Origin of the sequence: Sporosarcina sp. JAI121, assembly GCF_013408665.1 — a bacterium.
GTDB lineage: Bacteria > Bacillota > Bacilli > Bacillales_A > Planococcaceae > Sporosarcina.
Map to the genome: position 1 here is coordinate 317,565 of NZ_JACCCL010000002.1, position 16,032 is coordinate 333,596.

The 16,032-nt window shown below is 43.8% G+C and carries 17 protein-coding genes; 9 read left to right on the top strand and 8 right to left on the bottom strand.

Features of this window, described 5'->3' with window-relative positions:
* Nucleotides 1-105 precede the first annotated feature (105 nt).
* Nucleotides 106-1,104: an inorganic phosphate transporter gene (locus HDC33_RS13215; protein WP_179393037.1), complete on the bottom strand. Its 999-nt coding sequence runs from the start codon at nucleotides 1,102-1,104 to the stop codon at nucleotides 106-108.
* Nucleotides 1,105-1,115: 11 nt separating this feature from the next.
* Nucleotides 1,116-1,736 (bottom strand): DUF47 domain-containing protein, encoded by a 621-nt coding sequence (locus tag HDC33_RS13220; protein WP_179393038.1) that lies wholly within the window; start codon nucleotides 1,734-1,736, stop codon nucleotides 1,116-1,118.
* 335 nt (nucleotides 1,737-2,071) lie between these two features.
* Between HDC33_RS13220 and HDC33_RS13225 the strand changes: the two genes are divergently transcribed.
* Nucleotides 2,072-2,605: an NfeD family membrane protein gene (locus tag HDC33_RS13225; protein WP_179393039.1), complete on the top strand. Its 534-nt coding sequence runs from the start codon at nucleotides 2,072-2,074 to the stop codon at nucleotides 2,603-2,605.
* A 17-nt stretch (nucleotides 2,606-2,622) separates the two neighbouring features.
* Nucleotides 2,623-4,185, top strand: a complete 1,563-nt coding sequence (locus HDC33_RS13230; RefSeq protein WP_179393040.1) for a flotillin lipid rafts scaffold protein FloT — start codon at nucleotides 2,623-2,625, stop codon at nucleotides 4,183-4,185.
* A 47-nt stretch (nucleotides 4,186-4,232) separates the two neighbouring features.
* On the opposite strand, the gene HDC33_RS13235 is transcribed toward HDC33_RS13230, so the two are convergent.
* Nucleotides 4,233-4,550 carry a hypothetical protein gene (locus HDC33_RS13235; protein WP_179393041.1) on the bottom strand — a complete coding sequence of 106 codons (318 nt, stop codon included), beginning with the start codon at nucleotides 4,548-4,550 and terminating at the stop codon, nucleotides 4,233-4,235.
* A 110-nt stretch (nucleotides 4,551-4,660) separates the two neighbouring features.
* Here HDC33_RS13235 and HDC33_RS13240 point away from each other — a divergent pair, with 110 nt between their 5' ends.
* The 4 genes from HDC33_RS13240 to HDC33_RS13255 all read left to right on the top strand — a co-directional run bounded on the left by HDC33_RS13240 (nucleotide 4,661) and on the right by HDC33_RS13255 (nucleotide 8,788).
* Nucleotides 4,661-5,359, top strand: coding sequence for an ABC transporter ATP-binding protein (locus HDC33_RS13240; RefSeq protein WP_179393042.1), 699 nt, complete (start codon nucleotides 4,661-4,663; stop codon nucleotides 5,357-5,359).
* Nucleotides 5,349-6,635: an ABC transporter permease gene (locus HDC33_RS13245; RefSeq protein WP_179393043.1), complete on the top strand. Its 1,287-nt coding sequence runs from the start codon at nucleotides 5,349-5,351 to the stop codon at nucleotides 6,633-6,635. Before HDC33_RS13240 ends, HDC33_RS13245 begins: the two co-directional genes overlap by 11 nt.
* Nucleotides 6,636-6,808: 173 nt before the next feature.
* Complete coding sequence (gene fumC, locus HDC33_RS13250; RefSeq protein ID WP_179393044.1) at nucleotides 6,809-8,191, top strand: class II fumarate hydratase; 1,383 nt, start codon at nucleotides 6,809-6,811, stop codon at nucleotides 8,189-8,191.
* A gap of 96 nt (nucleotides 8,192-8,287) precedes the next feature.
* Nucleotides 8,288-8,788, top strand: coding sequence for a PCYCGC motif-containing (lipo)protein (locus HDC33_RS13255; RefSeq protein ID WP_179393045.1), 501 nt, complete (start codon nucleotides 8,288-8,290; stop codon nucleotides 8,786-8,788).
* A gap of 171 nt (nucleotides 8,789-8,959) precedes the next feature.
* Here the strand turns inward: HDC33_RS13255 and HDC33_RS13260 are convergent, their stop codons facing one another.
* Together HDC33_RS13260 and HDC33_RS13265 are read right to left on the bottom strand one after the other, a co-directional pair.
* Complete coding sequence (locus HDC33_RS13260) at nucleotides 8,960-9,763, bottom strand: RsiV family protein (RefSeq protein WP_179393046.1); 804 nt, start codon at nucleotides 9,761-9,763, stop codon at nucleotides 8,960-8,962.
* The gene (locus tag HDC33_RS13265; protein WP_179393047.1) at nucleotides 9,760-10,257 is read right to left on the bottom strand and encodes an RNA polymerase sigma factor SigV; all 498 of its coding nucleotides are present in this window, start codon (nucleotides 10,255-10,257) and stop codon (nucleotides 9,760-9,762) included. Before HDC33_RS13265 ends, HDC33_RS13260 begins: the two co-directional genes overlap by 4 nt.
* 244 nt (nucleotides 10,258-10,501) lie before the next feature.
* Here HDC33_RS13265 and HDC33_RS13270 point away from each other — a divergent pair, with 244 nt between their 5' ends.
* Nucleotides 10,502-11,161 (top strand): Dph6-related ATP pyrophosphatase, encoded by a 660-nt coding sequence (locus HDC33_RS13270; RefSeq protein ID WP_179393048.1) that lies wholly within the window; start codon nucleotides 10,502-10,504, stop codon nucleotides 11,159-11,161.
* Nucleotides 11,162-11,240: 79 nt separating this feature from the next.
* Nucleotides 11,241-11,789, top strand: coding sequence for an HNH endonuclease domain-containing protein (locus HDC33_RS13275; protein WP_179393049.1), 549 nt, complete (start codon nucleotides 11,241-11,243; stop codon nucleotides 11,787-11,789).
* Between the two features lie 41 nt (nucleotides 11,790-11,830).
* Here HDC33_RS13275 and HDC33_RS13280 read toward each other — a convergent pair whose 3' ends face one another.
* The 3 genes from HDC33_RS13280 to nfsA all read right to left on the bottom strand — a co-directional run bounded on the left by HDC33_RS13280 (nucleotide 11,831) and on the right by nfsA (nucleotide 14,297).
* On the bottom strand, nucleotides 11,831-12,163 hold the full coding sequence (locus HDC33_RS13280; protein WP_179393050.1) for a nucleoside triphosphate pyrophosphohydrolase: 333 nt from the start codon (nucleotides 12,161-12,163) through the stop codon (nucleotides 11,831-11,833).
* Between the two features lie 224 nt (nucleotides 12,164-12,387).
* Nucleotides 12,388-13,554: a class I SAM-dependent methyltransferase gene (locus HDC33_RS13285; protein WP_179393051.1), complete on the bottom strand. Its 1,167-nt coding sequence runs from the start codon at nucleotides 13,552-13,554 to the stop codon at nucleotides 12,388-12,390.
* A gap of 11 nt (nucleotides 13,555-13,565) precedes the next feature.
* Entirely contained in the window at nucleotides 13,566-14,297 is a 732-nt protein-coding gene (gene nfsA / locus HDC33_RS13290) for an oxygen-insensitive NADPH nitroreductase (protein WP_179393052.1), read from the bottom strand.
* 89 nt (nucleotides 14,298-14,386) lie between these two features.
* Between nfsA and HDC33_RS13295 the strand changes: the two genes are divergently transcribed.
* Nucleotides 14,387-15,946: an FMN-binding glutamate synthase family protein gene (locus tag HDC33_RS13295; protein WP_179393053.1), complete on the top strand. Its 1,560-nt coding sequence runs from the start codon at nucleotides 14,387-14,389 to the stop codon at nucleotides 15,944-15,946.
* Nucleotides 15,947-16,032 lie beyond the last annotated feature (86 nt).

Here is a 16,032-nt window from a genome sequence, read left to right on the forward strand (position 1 = left end):
AGTCTTGAAGCGGTCAAGATTTATTTCGAGACCATCATGCCGAACAAAAATAATTCTTCTTTATCATAACAGGCCCACCTGAACTTTGCAAGGGAAATGTTTGAATTAAAAAAACAAATCAAGAATTTGATAAGCAATCGCAGCGATTAATGCGGAAATCGGTAGCGTAATAACCCATGTGACAACGATCTTTTTTGCGACGCCCCAATTGACCCCTTTTACACGCTGGGCCGAGCCTACACCCATTATTGCGGATGAGATAACGTGTGTTGTACTGACGGGTAAATGGATTAGTGTCGCACCAAAAATGATTATTGCGGACGATAAATCAGCCGCAATTCCGTTCACCGGACGAATCTTCATTATTTTTCCACCAACGGTTTTTATGATTTTATAGCCGCCGATCGAAGTTCCGAGACCCATCGCAGTTGCCGCAGCAATCCGGACCCATAGCTGAATGTCATCCGACGATTGCATCTCCGCTGCAATAAGTGCCATTGTAATAATCCCCATCGCTTTTTGTGCATCATTTGTACCATGTGTGAATGATTGAAGAGCCGCAGTACCGATTTGCATGTAACGGATCCGTTTATTTGTCTTGAATAAATTTCTGTTTTTCAATCCGACTTTGAATAGCCACATCATAAGGAAGCCACCCGCAAGCGCGATGAACGGAGAAATTAGGAGCGCTTGCAGAATCTTTAAGAAGCCGCTGTAATTCAAAATACCGAAACCTGCTGCTGAAATGGCTGCTCCAGCAATCGACCCGATTAAAGCGTGGGATGAACTGGAAGGAATGCCGAAATACCAAGTAATCAGATTCCAAAAAATTGCGGACGTAAGAGCTGCCAAGATGACAAGTGAACCATTTTCAAGAACGAATGGATCGACAATGTCTTTTGAAATCGTTTTGGCGACGCCTGTAAATGCGAGCGCCCCGATGAAGTTCATCACAGCAGCCATCATAATGGCGGTTCGCGGTTTTAGCGCACGAGTCGAAACAGATGTAGCAATAGCGTTGGCTGTATCGTGGAAACCGTTGATGAAATCAAAAGCAAGTGCGAAAACGACAACTAGTATGGTAAGGAGAAGTACTGTATCCATTATGCTCCCCCTTATGCGTTGCGCATTATGATTGTTTCGATTGTGTTGGCAACGTCTTGGCAATAATCCGCGACATCTTCAAGCTGTTCGTAAATATCCTTTAACTGGATTATACGAATAGGATCTTTTTCAGTAATGAAAAGTTGTTTGACGGAAGTACGAAATACTTCATCACAAATCCGCTCGTACTCTTTAATAAGAACAGCATGATCGTGCATCGCTTCAAGTTTCTTCCTTGCAAGTAATTTCATCGCTTTAACAATTTCGTCTGCGCTTTTTACAATGTTTTCCATGAACTTCTGCACATACTCGTCAATTTCAGTCAGGGAGAACATTTCAAGATGTGCTGAAAAATGTTCAATACCGTCAAGAACATCATCCATTTTTATGGCCAAATTCATAATATCTTCTCGTTCAATGGGTGTCATGAATGATTTGTTAAGTTTTGTAATGAGGTCATGGATAAGCGTGTCGCCTTCCGTCTCATAATTTTTGAGCTTTATGCTCACTTCTTTCAAGTCGGCGACTGTGACCACTTTAAAGTCATTCGCATAGTGTACCGCTTCTTGCACATTTTCAGAAATCGTTAACAATGCTGTGAAAAAAGGGTCGGGTTTGCGTGAGCTGAACATTGATGTACCTCCATCCCGTCAAGGGGAATAATTTTTTAGTAAATCCATCATAGCAAAAAGAATTCGAGATACATACAAATTTCGACGAAATTCGCGCGGAATTTACACAAACTTTACAAAGCCTAATTCGGTATAAGAAAAAATGACATTTATCATGCCTGAGAAGCGATTGAATATACTCTACATAGTACCCTCACTTCATTAATATCAAAACAACAAAACGGTTTTATTGAAGAAATGAAAAAAGTGAAAAAATTTTTCGGTAAATTGAAACTTACGGGCTAGTCGACCGTATATATAAGTGAGACAGAAAAGGTGGAAGCGGAGGTGCTGAAATGGAACTGTTCGGGATACCGATTGTTCAAGTATATTTAACCGGGCTGATCATCGCCGGTCTTGCGACGTTATTGTATATCTTTTTTAGTGATATGGCGGAAGGGGTCGGTGATGCCAGTCCGTTCTTGGATCCTGCAGTCATACTCTCATTCATAACATTTGTAGCGGCTAGCGGTTATATATTGGAATTGGTTACAACATGGGGCAGTGGAATCATTTTGGTAGTTGCACTTGTTACTGCTTTTGTACTCGATCTTCTATTATACTTATTTGTTCTTCTCCCACTCCGGTCAGCGGAAGTGTCGCTCTCTTATACGGACGAATCGCTGATGGGGCGGGTCGGAAAAGTGATTGTGCCTGTTCCGGTCGACGGTTTCGGTGAAATTGTCATCGAATCGGTGAACGGAATGATTTCAAAAAGAGCGGCTGGATACGAGAACTTGGCAATTGAGTATGGAAAAGAAGTGTTGATCATCGAAGTGAAGGATGGGACATTCATCGTCAAAGAGTATGAGCCATTCCGCTTCAAATAAAAAAGGGGGAAACACAAATGGAAATTTGGATTGCGCTTGGTGTAGTTGCGTTTGTTTTACTGGCAGTTATTCTCGTCTACGTTACAAAATACCGCACAGTCGGACCGGATGAGGCACTAATCGTGACAGGAAGTTACCTGGGCACTAAAAATGTACATACAGACGACTCTGGTAACCGTATTAAAATCATCCGCGGCGGCGGGACATTTCTGTTGCCAGTGTTCCAACAGGCGGCACCGCTAAGCCTATTATCAAGTAAGCTCGAGGTGACGACACCGGAAGTATACACGGAGCAAGGTGTTCCGGTCATGGCCGATGGAACTGCGATTATTAAAATCGGCGGCTCAATATCAGAAATAGCAACAGCCGCTGAGCAATTTTTAGGAAAAACAAAAGCTGACCGTGAAAACGAAGCGAAAGAAGTTTTGGAAGGTCATCTGCGTTCGATTCTTGGGTCGATGACTGTGGAAGAAATTTATAAAAATCGCGACAAATTTTCACAAGAAGTACAGCGTGTTGCGTCACAGGACCTTGCGAAAATGGGACTCATCATCGTTTCATTTACAATAAAAGATGTACGTGATAAAAACGGCTACCTCGATTCCCTCGGAAAACCGCGTATCGCACAAGTGAAACGTGATGCAGATATCGCAATGGTTGAAGCAGAGAAGGAAACACGGATTAAAAATGCGGAAGCATCCAAAGAAGCACAAAAAGCGGAGATTGAACGTGCGACGGAAATTGCGGAAGCAGAAAAAGAAAATCTACTCAAAGTCGCGGATTACCGCCGTGAGCAGGACGTTGCGAAAGCACGTGCCGACCAAGCGTATGAGTTGCAAACGGCCCGTTCTAAACAGGAAGTTATGGAACAGGAAATGCAAATTCGAATCATTGAACGTCAAAAGCAAATTGAACTTGAAGAGAAAGAGATTCTGCGCCGCGAGAAACAATATGATTCCGAAGTGAAGAAAAAAGCCGACGCAGACCGCTATGCAGTCGAACAAAACGCGGAAGCTGAAAAATCAAAACAAATTACAGAAGCGGATGCTGAAAAATATCGCATTGAAGCACGAGCGTTTGCCGATGCAGAAAAAGTCCGTCTCGATGGGCAAGCTAAAGCCGATTCCCTGCGCGCGCAAGGGGAATCCGAAGCAGACATTATCCGTCTGAAAGGTCTCGCGGAAGCGGAAGCGAAACGAAAAATCGCTGAAGCATTCGAACAGTACGGGCAAGCCGCCATGCTGGATATGATTGTCCATATGATTCCGGAATATGCGAAACAAATTGCAAGCCCGCTTGCAAATATCGATAAGATCACAGTTGTCGATACGGGGAGTGGTGAAGGCGGCGGTGCCAATAAAGTAACGTCGTACGCAACTAACCTGATGGCGACATTGCAAGAATCGTTGAAAGCATCATCCGGCATCGACGTTAAGGAAATGCTTGAAAATTATACTGGCAAAGGCAATATCCGCCCGAGTATCGACCAACTGACAAACGAAGTGAAGGCGGCAAACACGAAGCAACCAATACAACAACGGATTGCAGAAAAACAAGCAGCTGCCGACAAAACTGAATAAATTCTTAGTAGAGAGTCCAAATGCAAATATGCGATTTGGACTCTTTTCTATGGTGAAAGGCTTTTTTCACACACAGTCGATGGTGACCGAGCAAATTCGCCGCCCGACCGCCCAAACCCGGTTCGACCGATCATAATAGCTTTCCAACCGACCATAACCCCGGTTCGACCGACCATAATAGCTTTCCAACCGACCGTAACCCCGGTTTGACCGATCATAATAGCTTTCCAACCGACCATAACCCCGGTTCGACCGATCATAATAGCTTTCCAACTGACCGTAACCCCGGTTCGACCGACCATAACCCCGGTTCGACCGATCATAATAGCCGCCCAACCGACCGTAACCCCCGTCCAACCGATCATATACCTCGCGTTGCCCCTGCCATCTTAAGAAATTCTTCATATCTATCCTCACAAACCCTTAAGAATCTACCCTTACAATGATAGAAGTAAAGAAATTTGGAGGCGATCGCATGATTAGTATAAGAAATTTAAATCATTCATTCAAAGTTGGTAAGAAAGGAAAAGAGAGGCAGGTACCCGTCCTAAAAGGGCTGACATTTGACATAGCGGACGGTGAAATCGTCTCGATTGTCGGAAAAAGTGGTTCAGGCAAATCGACGCTTCTTCATATAATGGCAGGATTTCTGACTCCGGAAAGCGGAGAAATCCATGTGCAGGGCGTTCAAACGTCTTCATTTAGCGAAGTTGAAAGTGCGAAGTTCCGACTGGATCATTTCGGTTTCGTCTTTCAAAACTTTCAGCTTATGCCTGGATTGACGGCATTTGAAAATGTTGAACTGCCACTGACATTGAAAGGCATCAGCAAAAGTGAGCGGCAGGAGAAAGTGAATGACCTGATGCAGAGCGTTGGATTGACTGATGTGCAAGATCATTATCCAAATGAATTATCCGGTGGTCAGCAGCAGCGCGTCAGTATCGCGCGTGCGCTTGTCACTGATCCGCCAATTATTTTTGCCGATGAACCGACAGGCAGTCTCGATTCGGAAACAGAGGCAGACGTTCTTTTGCTCATTCAATCGCTTAATAAAACACGGGGCATCACATTCGTCATCATCACACACGACGATGAAGTGGCTCAAACGGCGAACCGCGTATATAGAATGCACGACGGTGTATTAACGGAAGGCGGTGTGCAGCATGCAATTTAAAGACCAAATCAGTTTTGTACAGCAACATATAAAGAAAAACAAAATGCGCGTCTTTATGACCGTGCTTGCAGCAACGATGGGAACGGCATTTCTAATTGTCCTTGCATCCGTCGGATTCGGAATCCATGAAACAGTCCGCGAAGAAGTATTGTCGAATCGCTTAGTGACGGAAATTCAAGTCTACACAAATGAAATGGATGAAGAAAAGGCTGAAGAGCTAAAGAAACGTGATCATGTGAAAGCCGTCATATTCCGTCAGCATTTAGGGACGATGCAGCAGTCTTCCGTAGGTGAATTTACAGGTGATCATGAACTCATTGTGACGGATTTCGTAGAGGAAGGAAAAGTGAATTTTGAGCTTCAGGAAGGCCGTTTGCCGCAAAAGTCGAATGAGGTCGTTGTTGGAAGCCACTTTGCGGATAATTTGATTGATCAGCAAGATGTGGGTGAAGACGGTGAATTCACTACGTATAAAGGGAAATTGATTGGTGAGCAATTCATATACAAAATAGGTGATGACAAAGGGGATTTGATTGAGGACGAAATACCGCTTACAATCGTCGGCGTCGGAAAGAAACCTGCAAAGGATTGGGATCAAGATCGGAAAGTGTACGCTGATGCATCCATTATCCCGGAACTTGAAAAAATCTATTTTTCACATGTAGACAAGATAGACGAGGAGCATCCAGATGCACAGCAATTATTTTACGGCAATGTTAACGTCTATGCGGACAAGTTGGAGAACGTCAAGGCAGTATCCGCCGCATTGAAAGACGATGGGTACAGCGTCTATTCCATATCGGAAGAATTGGAGCAGCTCGACGTATTTTTCCTGGCTTTGAAAGCGGGACTCGTGTTCGTCGGGACAATTGCGATCTTAATTGCATCCATCGGCATTTTCAACACGATGACGATGGCCGTGACAGAACGGACCCGTGAAATTGGTGTTATGAAAGCAATCGGGGCAGATCCGAAATTAATCCAACGATTGTTCTTGATGGAAAGTGCGTGGATTGGCATACTTGGGACGGTACTAGCTGTCGTCATTTCATATGGAGTGAGCATTGTGTCGAATTATGTATTACCGATAATCGTTACAGCGGCGCTCGGTGAAGAAGACTTGGGTGGCATGAACGTCACGTTCTCAATCATTCCATGGCAACTTGTCGTCATCGCTTCCACAATCAGTATTGGAGTTGCTATGATTTCAGGATGGCGTCCGGCACGTAAAGCAACAAAAATCGATGTCATTAATGCGTTGAGACAGGAACTGTAAATGAAGGTTGAGAAAAGGTCCGGGAAACCGGGCTTTTCCATTTCTTCGGTTGAAATGAGTTGCCGGAAAACTTGAATGCCAGGCAAAAAGCATTCATCCAAGTCTGGGCGGATGAAATAAAGGTGCCAATCATGAGATAATAGAAATATCTATAAACGAAAGAGGGATGGATGATGAATTATCGTATTGAACATGACACATTCGGTGAAATTAAAGTACCGGCGGACAAGCTATGGGGGGCGCAAACGCAGCGCAGTAAACAAAACTTTAAAATCGGCGGGGAAAGAATGCCGATTGGTGTCGTCTATGCATTTGCACATTTAAAAAAGTCGGCAGCCATCGCAAGCCATGCACATGGTGCTATTTCAGAAGCGAAAATGAAGGCGATTTCTGCCGCGGCGGATGAAGTGATATCCGGAAAATTGGACGACCATTTCCCGCTTGTCGTTTGGCAAACAGGTAGCGGTACACAGTCGAATATGAACATGAATGAAGTGCTTGCGCATCGAGGCAATCAATTTCTTGAAGAGTGGGGCGAGGAAGAACGCCTTCATCCGAACGACGATGTGAACAAATCACAAAGTTCGAATGACACATTCCCGACCGCGTTGCATGTTGCAGGTGTCATTGCTGTGCAACAGCAACTCGTACCGGCAATTAACGTATTAAAAGAAACACTTGGCAAGAAATCAGAGGAATTCATGGATATCATTAAAATTGGTCGCACGCATTTACAAGACGCGACGCCTTTAACGCTGGGCCAAGAAATTAGCGGATGGCACCGCATGTTGGAGAAAACGGAAAAAATGATTACAGACAGTGTCGAGTCAATGAAAGAACTTGCAATCGGCGGAACGGCTGTTGGAACAGGCCTCAACGCACCTGCTGGATTCGGTGACCGTGTGGCCGCTGAAATTAGCTCAGCGGTTGGAATTGAGTTCACATCTGCCAAAAATAAATTCCATTCATTGACGAGCTATGATGAAGTCGTCTACGTCCATGGCGCCATCAAAGCGCTTGCGGCAGATCTTATGAAAATTGCCAACGACGTGCGCTGGTTGGCGAGCGGACCGCGTTCAGGAATCGGAGAAATAACGATTCCTGAAAATGAACCCGGCAGTTCCATCATGCCAGGAAAAGTGAACCCGACGCAAAGTGAAGCATTGACGATGGTCGTTGCACAAGTTATGGGGAACGATGCAACAATCGGCTTTGCGGCAAGCCAAGGGAACTTTGAATTGAACGTTTTTAAACCGGTTATCATCTTCAACTTCCTTCAATCCGTGACATTGTTGAGTGATGCGATGATCAGTTTCAACAATAATTGTGCAGTTGGAATTGAACCGAATCGTGAAGAGATTGATCGTAAAGTTCAAAACTCACTTATGCTCGTAACGGCACTTAATCCTTATATCGGTTACGAAAATGCAGCGAAAATCGCGAAAACTGCACATGCAGAAGGAACAACGCTAAAAGAGGCGGCGCTCAAGTCAGGCTTGCTGACAGAAGAACAATTTGATGAGTACGTCGACCCGTCGAAAATGATCGGGAAATAACCCACTTTTTTAATTGTCCACAAAGCTGTAACCCATAAAAGAAACGGTTTCCGTTATGATGAAAGGACAACTAAGAGCCTTAGGAGATGGTAATAAGTGAGAAATAAATTGACATTCATTCTGCTTACAGCGATTCTTGTCCTTTCAGCATGCGGAGAGAAAGCGCAGACAAGTGAAAAAGAACACGGCATGGCACATGGAGAACAGAACCATGCGCCGAACGGTGACTTGCAGGAAGTAACGGCTTCTGCCGCTGTATTACCGTCGTTTCTGGATGGCAAATCGGAAGACATGCGTCTTGTCTATCAAATGGCAGGTACTGCAACGGACGTTATTAAGTGGATGCCCTGTTATTGCGGTTGCGGCGAAAGCGCGGGTCATGGCAGCAACTTGAATTGCTTCATCGACGAAATCCGTGAAGACGGCTCTGTCGTCTGGGATGACCACGGCACACGCTGCCAAGTCTGCCTTGACATCGCCGTGCAATCCGTAATGATGAAGCAGGAAGGGAAATCGCTGAAAGAAATCCGTGAATTCGTTGATGAAACTTACAAAGAAGGCTACGCGGAACCGACAGATACGCCAATGCCGGCATAATAAAACCCCAAAAAGCAGACACGCGAATGTGTCTGCTTTTTTATTTTATGGGGAGTGTCTAACCCATCTCCCAAAGTGTCCAACCAACCGGTTAAAGTGTTCAACGGATCCCCCGAAGTCTACAACAAAAAATCCCGTACATAGAACACCACATATACGGAATAACACAAACTACTTTATATGCAGATTACTCACAAGATAATCGGCAATCACCTCAGTTGGAATCTCAAAGGTCACGACACCCATATAACCGGGTGCAATGTCATACTCATCGAATGACAGGACCAGTTTATGATCCGCTGTGATGTAAAAGTTCTGCTCTGGATCAATGGATTGGAAAGCGGAATCCGGAAACTCATCATTCAGGAAAAATACCTTTCCAGCGTCTTGTTCTATCTGGCGTTCCATTTCGCCAAGTAAATACGTGTTGATCGCTTCGATATATTGTTCATTTTTGAAAAGCGCAGGCAACGATAAAAGCAAGCCATTCACTTTGTCGATCGTATCGTAACGGATTAATTCATAGCCGGAATTGAGACTGAAATTTCCCCCGCCTGCTGCCCGAAGTTTAGCCATCTCTTTTTCGAACTCTGTAAATTTCGCCTGTGATTCTGCGATGTATTTATCATTCAATGTAGTCTGAAGCCCTTTATCCGCCAATCCTTCAATAGCTGGTGAAGCAACATTCGCTTGGAAGTATTCACCATCGACATTCAACTGTTGCACGGTGAATACTTCAATGATGGGACCCAATACGGGTACATTCGCCATCGCTTGTGCAAGTGAAGGGCTTAGATTGATGCTACCAACAAACAAAACAGCGGCAGCGGCAACACCAATCGACCATTGTTTCAACAAGGGACGTTTATTACGCTCAGTTTTTGCTTGGCGGATTGTTGATTTTACAACATCCTCTAACCCTGATGGGATTTCAATTTTATGATGGTCTTCTTTTAACTTACTTAGTCTTTTCATAATCTGAAGTCCTCCCCAATTTCAATTCGTAATTTTTTCAAAGCCGCATACAATCGCGTCTTTACTGTATTCACATTCTCGCCCGTGATTTCAGCGATCTCATCAATCTTTAAGTCTTCGAAAAACCGTAGAATGATGACGCTCTTATACTTTGGAGGTAATTGGTCAATAGCATCTTGCAAATCCATATCAATCATGTCGTCTTCCAACGAAGGCAGATGGATGTTAAGAATTTCGTCATCCATCACTGTTATCCGTTGATTTTTACGGATGAAATCAATAGCGGTATTGACGATAATTCGGTAAAACCACGTTTTCATATAAGTGAACTCTTCTAGTCGATTAATTGATTTTAACGCTTTTAAAATAGCGTCTTGCACAATATCAAGTGCATTTTCTTTATTTCTCACATAGCTATATGCAAGACGATAATGGGCTTCTCGGTTTTCCACTATAAAATTTTCTACAAGTTCGAACTTCGTATTTTTTGTCATGACAAAAAGGTCACCTTCTCCAATTTCTGACGCATCGCGAGCACGTCTCACTAATTTGACAGAACTCATACGTAAAAAGTTTTATGTGTTTTATTCATTGAAATAGTAAATCAAGAGAAACTTCTTCGAATCATTGGTAAAATAAAAATAACGTGAATATACAATGGGAAATAGCGGGAGGTCGGAAAAGGGTAGTATTGACGCTAAAAATAGGAATAATTTTATAGACAGGGGAGTGGACAAGATGAAAGGTATACCATTTGTGGCGTCTTGGAGCGGAGGGAAAGATTCCGCGATGGCTTATTACCGCGCCATAAAAGCGGGTGGCATTCCGGAACGGTTGTGGACAATGTTTGAAGAGGATGAAGAAAGGTCAAAATCACACGCACTACCTTTTGAAGTCATAGAAGCTCAGGCGGAGAGACTTGGTGTACCTTTAATGATTCGAGGAGCCAACTGGAAAGGGTATGAAAAGCAATTTTTAGACGCTATGACGGAATGTGTTGAAGCAGGCATCAACCACGGTGTTTTCGGGGATATCGATCTCGAGGACCATTTGGAGTGGGTTCGAAACACATGTGCAAAAGTTGGCATGGAAGCGGTGCACCCGCTTTGGATGGAGCCGCGACGCAAAATTCTGGAAGAACTTATCGTGGCGAGGTTCGAGGCATACATTGTTGTCGTCAACACGAAAATGATGCCGGCACGCTACATAGGTAGTAAATACACATTAGAATTGATGGATGAACTCGAAGCGCAGGGCATCGATTCATGCGGCGAGTCCGGGGAATTCCATACTGTAGTCTTAGACGGACCGATCTTCAAGGAGCGGGTTCCCGTAGTCTTTTCGGGACAGCATGAAAGGGATGGTTATGTGTTTTTGGATGTTGAGTTGGATAAATAGAAATGAGTGGTTATAACGTAGAGGCATTCGCCTAAGGGGATGGATGCAGGATATGAATTGCGAGAGGGAACTGTAGCGTATGGCAAGGTTTCAGATGATCAATTATGGAGTGTTATCAATAAAACATTTTCAGGTCAATCCAAAAAAACGACAAGAAGTGCTCTTCAGGGTCAATAATTATGAATTAACAAAGCTTATTCAATCGAGAAATCAGACTCACTCCACTGAAGTGATTATTGAGCATATCGAAAATATGACAAAAAGAGAATCCCTTTTTGTTTATAAAGAAATTTTATTGAAACATACTGAAGCTCATTGTTTTTATACGATTGTTCCTAAAAATTTGAAAAATGGAAATGTTTCAGTGGATCATTTTATTCCCTGGAGTTTTATCCATAGCGATAATTTAGGGAACTTTGTTTTAACCACAAATTCGCTAAATAGTAAGAAGAATAGTAAGTTGCCCTCTACTGACTATTTGAAGAAGCTTTTCTATCGAAACACAACGCTAAATAAAGTATCCGACCAACATGTACGAGAAGAATTTGCGATGTATAAAGAGAGCACTGTTAATAAACTGTATAACTATGCTGAGATTAATGATTTTCAAACAGGATGGCATCCATAAAGAGTGCTGTTTACATCATTCTAATTAGGTAATTAGCAACCTTACAAAGCGTCATCCTGAACATCTATCAGAAAAATCTGCTCGTCAAACCCGCCGCGCTTCTCTGCTTTTTCGATTCTCACTTTTTCCAGATCCTCAAATGATGCGCCGTAATGTGCCAAGGAAGCATGAATGAGTTCGAGCAGATCTGCAAGTTCTTCGATAGCGTCGTCTGGCGTTTCAGTCCCTTCGTATTCCGCAAGTTCCTCATGCATTTTCTTATTGATTTCAATTATATATTCGTCTTCGGTCAATAAGCGTGTATTGTATGTCTTCCCCGATAGTTCAATGATTTCAGGAATCCTGTCGCGCACGAGTTTATTGTATGTTGGCATTCGATCATCTCCTTTGTTTTTGGAAGTAATGCTTTTCTGAATAATACCATGGATTTTTTATAAGGACATCTATCGTGAATTAGAAGAAATTGTGATGATTTCGGCTAAGGGACTCTGATTTCAATATGTACTCACACTTTATTATTTTGTATGAACCAAAGCATAAAAAAACCGCTCTTCAGCATATGATTGCTGAAGAGTGGTTTGTACAATCGCGGTTTCATTCAAAAAGGTAATATGCTTTTTAGCTCTTTTTCAAGAAATGGGTCGGCATTCAAGAGATTTTTAAATTCAATGTAACGTTTTACTTCATCGGCAGTGTATTTGCGGCCGGTTTGATAAGCCCGTATCAAGATGTTTTTCGGTGTATGCTCCATATCGATGAACTCCAGTAGCTGGGCCTCGTAGCCGACAAGTGACAACAGCTCTGCACGTATGGAGTCGGTGGCGAGCGCGGCGAATCGTTCTTTGATGAGTCCGTGTTGAAGCATAACATCAAGCGCGGTGGAATTGACTTGCGAGAACAATTCATGCTGGCAGCAAGGGACGCTTAAAATAACTTTCGCTCCCCATTTCACCGCACGGGCAAGCGCCATATCCGTCGCAACGTCGCATGCATGGAGTGTAACGACCATATCCACAGACGTTTCATCGTTATAGTCATTAATATCTCCTACGAGAAATTCAAGATTGTCGTAACCGAGATCCTCCGCAATCGTACTGCATTCCTCAATTACTTCTTTCTTCAAATCAAGGCCTGTTACTTTGATGTCCAATCCTTTTTCGATACGTAAGTAATGATAGAGCGCGAACGTTAAATAGGATTTACCGGAACCGAAATCAAGAATCCGTACAGTACGATCTTTCGGTAAATGGGCAAGGGAATCATCAATGAATTCGACGAACCGATTAATCTGCCTGAATTTATCGTGCTTCTGCTTTTTTACTTTGCCGTCGGGGGTCTGGACACCCAGTCGGATGAGAAACGGATAGGGCGTGTTTTCATCGAGTAGGTAGTTCTTTTTCCGGTTATGCGAAAGATCAACCACTTTTCCAGACGCCACTTTCTCCGATTTCCACATCACTTTGAACTTTTTCGTCAATTGGACTTGGATTTTTTCATCCGAGAATTCGGCATGCACTTGTCTGAAGCGCTCTAGCAGTTGTTGCAAATGGGACCGCAGCGCATCTGTTGTAATATTTTCGTGATTCAACACTCGTTCGTATTGGTATTCGAATTGGATATGCAGTTGCCCTTTTATTTCCACGGGTTTTACTTTTACCCGTTTTAAGTCATCTGTTTTCGCGCGGGACTGACTGATTGTGCCTCCGATGAATGAACCATCCGTCATCCGGCGGGTCAGTTCATCCACTAATTCCTCAAATTGCATCATCATCGCTCCTAGTTAAACTCAAATCCCTGTTTCTTCATAAAGTCTTTCATATAGCTGCGTCTCGGGGTTTCCAAAAAGTCTGCCATGGAATCGGACCAGGCGGCATCTTTCCGGTTCGAGCCGCGGCTTAAATAGTAGTCGTTCATTGTTTCGTCATATGAAGGGATAATTTCATTGTATTTATCGACATTATAGCCATTTTCATGGATGATCGCTTCCACTGGCAAACGCGGTTTCACTTCATTCGCTTCATCCGGAACGCCAATTGTCATCGCGAACATCGGAGCAACACCTTTAGGAAGAGATAACAATTCACTTATTTCTTCCGGTGCATTACGGACGCCGCCGATATAACAGATCCCATATCCTTTTGACTCAGCCGCAATGGCTACATTTTGAGCGAACAGGGCAACGTCGATGGAGCCGACAAGAACGTTCTCGGCAGAAGAAAAATCTATGTTCTTTCCGACTAGGTTCGCTGCTTTTTTCAATCTGCAATAGTCCGCGCAAAAAACTAGAACAGCGCCCGCCGTTAAAATCTGTCGTGGATTTTTACTGAGTTCGGCAAGTTCTTTCCTTTTATCAACGTCTGTGACGTAAATGACGGAGTATGCTTGTACAAAATGGGAGCTGGCGGCATGCTGGCCAACTTGAATGAGCTCATATACTTCGTTTTTAGGTATTGCTACGTCTTTGTATTTACGCACAGATGCATGTGCAGTCAATAGTTTGATAACCACGGAATCCCTCCAGCATTTGTTTGATGAATTAAGATTAACAGACTTATATAGTGGTAAACTACCTATAAAGCTTAGAAAGGGGTGGAGCAATGAATTGGATAGAAAGTATTTCACTTACAACAACTTTGCTAGTCCTCTTCCTAGTCATCATACCAATTACGATTGCCATTTTTCTGTACTTTTATGACAAGAGGCAAAAACAGCATGCCATTCTTAGGAATTTCCCGATATTAGGGAGGATGCGTTATGTGCTGGAGAAGACCGGACCTGAACTTCGTCAATACCTGTTCGATGATGATAATGACGGAGAACCGTTCAATCGTGAAGAATACTTGCGAATGGTTATGCCTGGAAAGTACTTGAACAGTGTCATCGGTTTCGGCTCGAAAAGAGATTTTGAAGATGCCGGTTATTATATCCGAAATGCGATGTTCACGAAACAGAACGAAGAAATGCGCGTTGACAATGAAAACCTTGTGGACACGATGCGCTATATCGTAGATGAGGATAATCTCTTCTCACGTAAAGAACACCGTGAAGAAATTCCGGCGCTGCCGTGGTTATTGCCTGAAGAAGATGCAATCGTCATCGGACCGAACTGCGAGCATCCGTTCCTTGTGCGTAGCATGCTAGGCCAATCGGGGATGAGCTACGGGGCCCTTGGAGAAAATGCCATCACTGCCTTGTCGAAAGGGATCGGCATGGCAAAAGGCGCTTGGATGAACACCGGCGAAGGAGGATTGTCCCAATATCACTTGGCCGGAGAGGCGGATATCATTGCACAAATCGGTTCCGGTCTATTTGGTTTCAGGACGGAGGATGGGGAATTCAGTTTTGAAAGGCTCCGTGAAAAAGCGGATATTCCGCAAGTGAAAGCATTTGAAATAAAACTTGCACAAGGAGCTAAAATGCGTGGCGGACATGTTGAAGGCTCTAAAGTGACGGAAGAAATTGCGGCAATCCGTAATGTAGTTCCATATGTTTCTATCAACAGTCCAAACCGTTTTAATCAGTTCAACGATTATCCGACTCTTTTTGAATTTATCGAACAAATCCGTCAGCATTCCGGCAAACCGGTCGGCATTAAAGTTGTCATCGGCGGCAAAGAGGATGCGGAAGAACTTGCATCATTCATGCACGAAACAGGCAAGGGACCGGACTTCATCTCTCTTGATGGTGGAGAAGGCGGCTCCGGTGCTACGTATCAAGATCTTGCAGACAGTGTTGGATTACCGCTTCGTTCGGCAATCATTCTATTGGATGATGCGCTTCAAAAATACGAAGTGCGTGACCGGGTTAAAATCATTGCATCGGGGAAAATCACAACACCGGACCGGGCGGCAATCATGTTGGCGATGGGTGCGGATCTAGTCCAGATTGCGCGCGGTTTCATGATTTCGGTCGGCTGTATCATGGCACATCGTTGTCATACGAATGATTGTCCAGCAGGCGTAGCGACGACCGATAAACACTTGCAACAAGGGCTTGTCGTTGAGGAGAAAAAATACCGTGTCACAAATTATATATTAACGATGCGGGAAGGGCTTTTCCGCATCGCTGCGGCAGCAGGTCTTGACTCGCCGACCAAACTTGAAAGACATCATGTTGTGTACAAAGATCAACGGGGACGCGTCTTCCCTGTGGAATGAAATGAAGTATGCCGTTTTGCCTGGTAAGGTGGAACGGCATTTTTGCGTAAAGTTCACGACGGTTAAGTGAGGTACGCTTCCTGAGA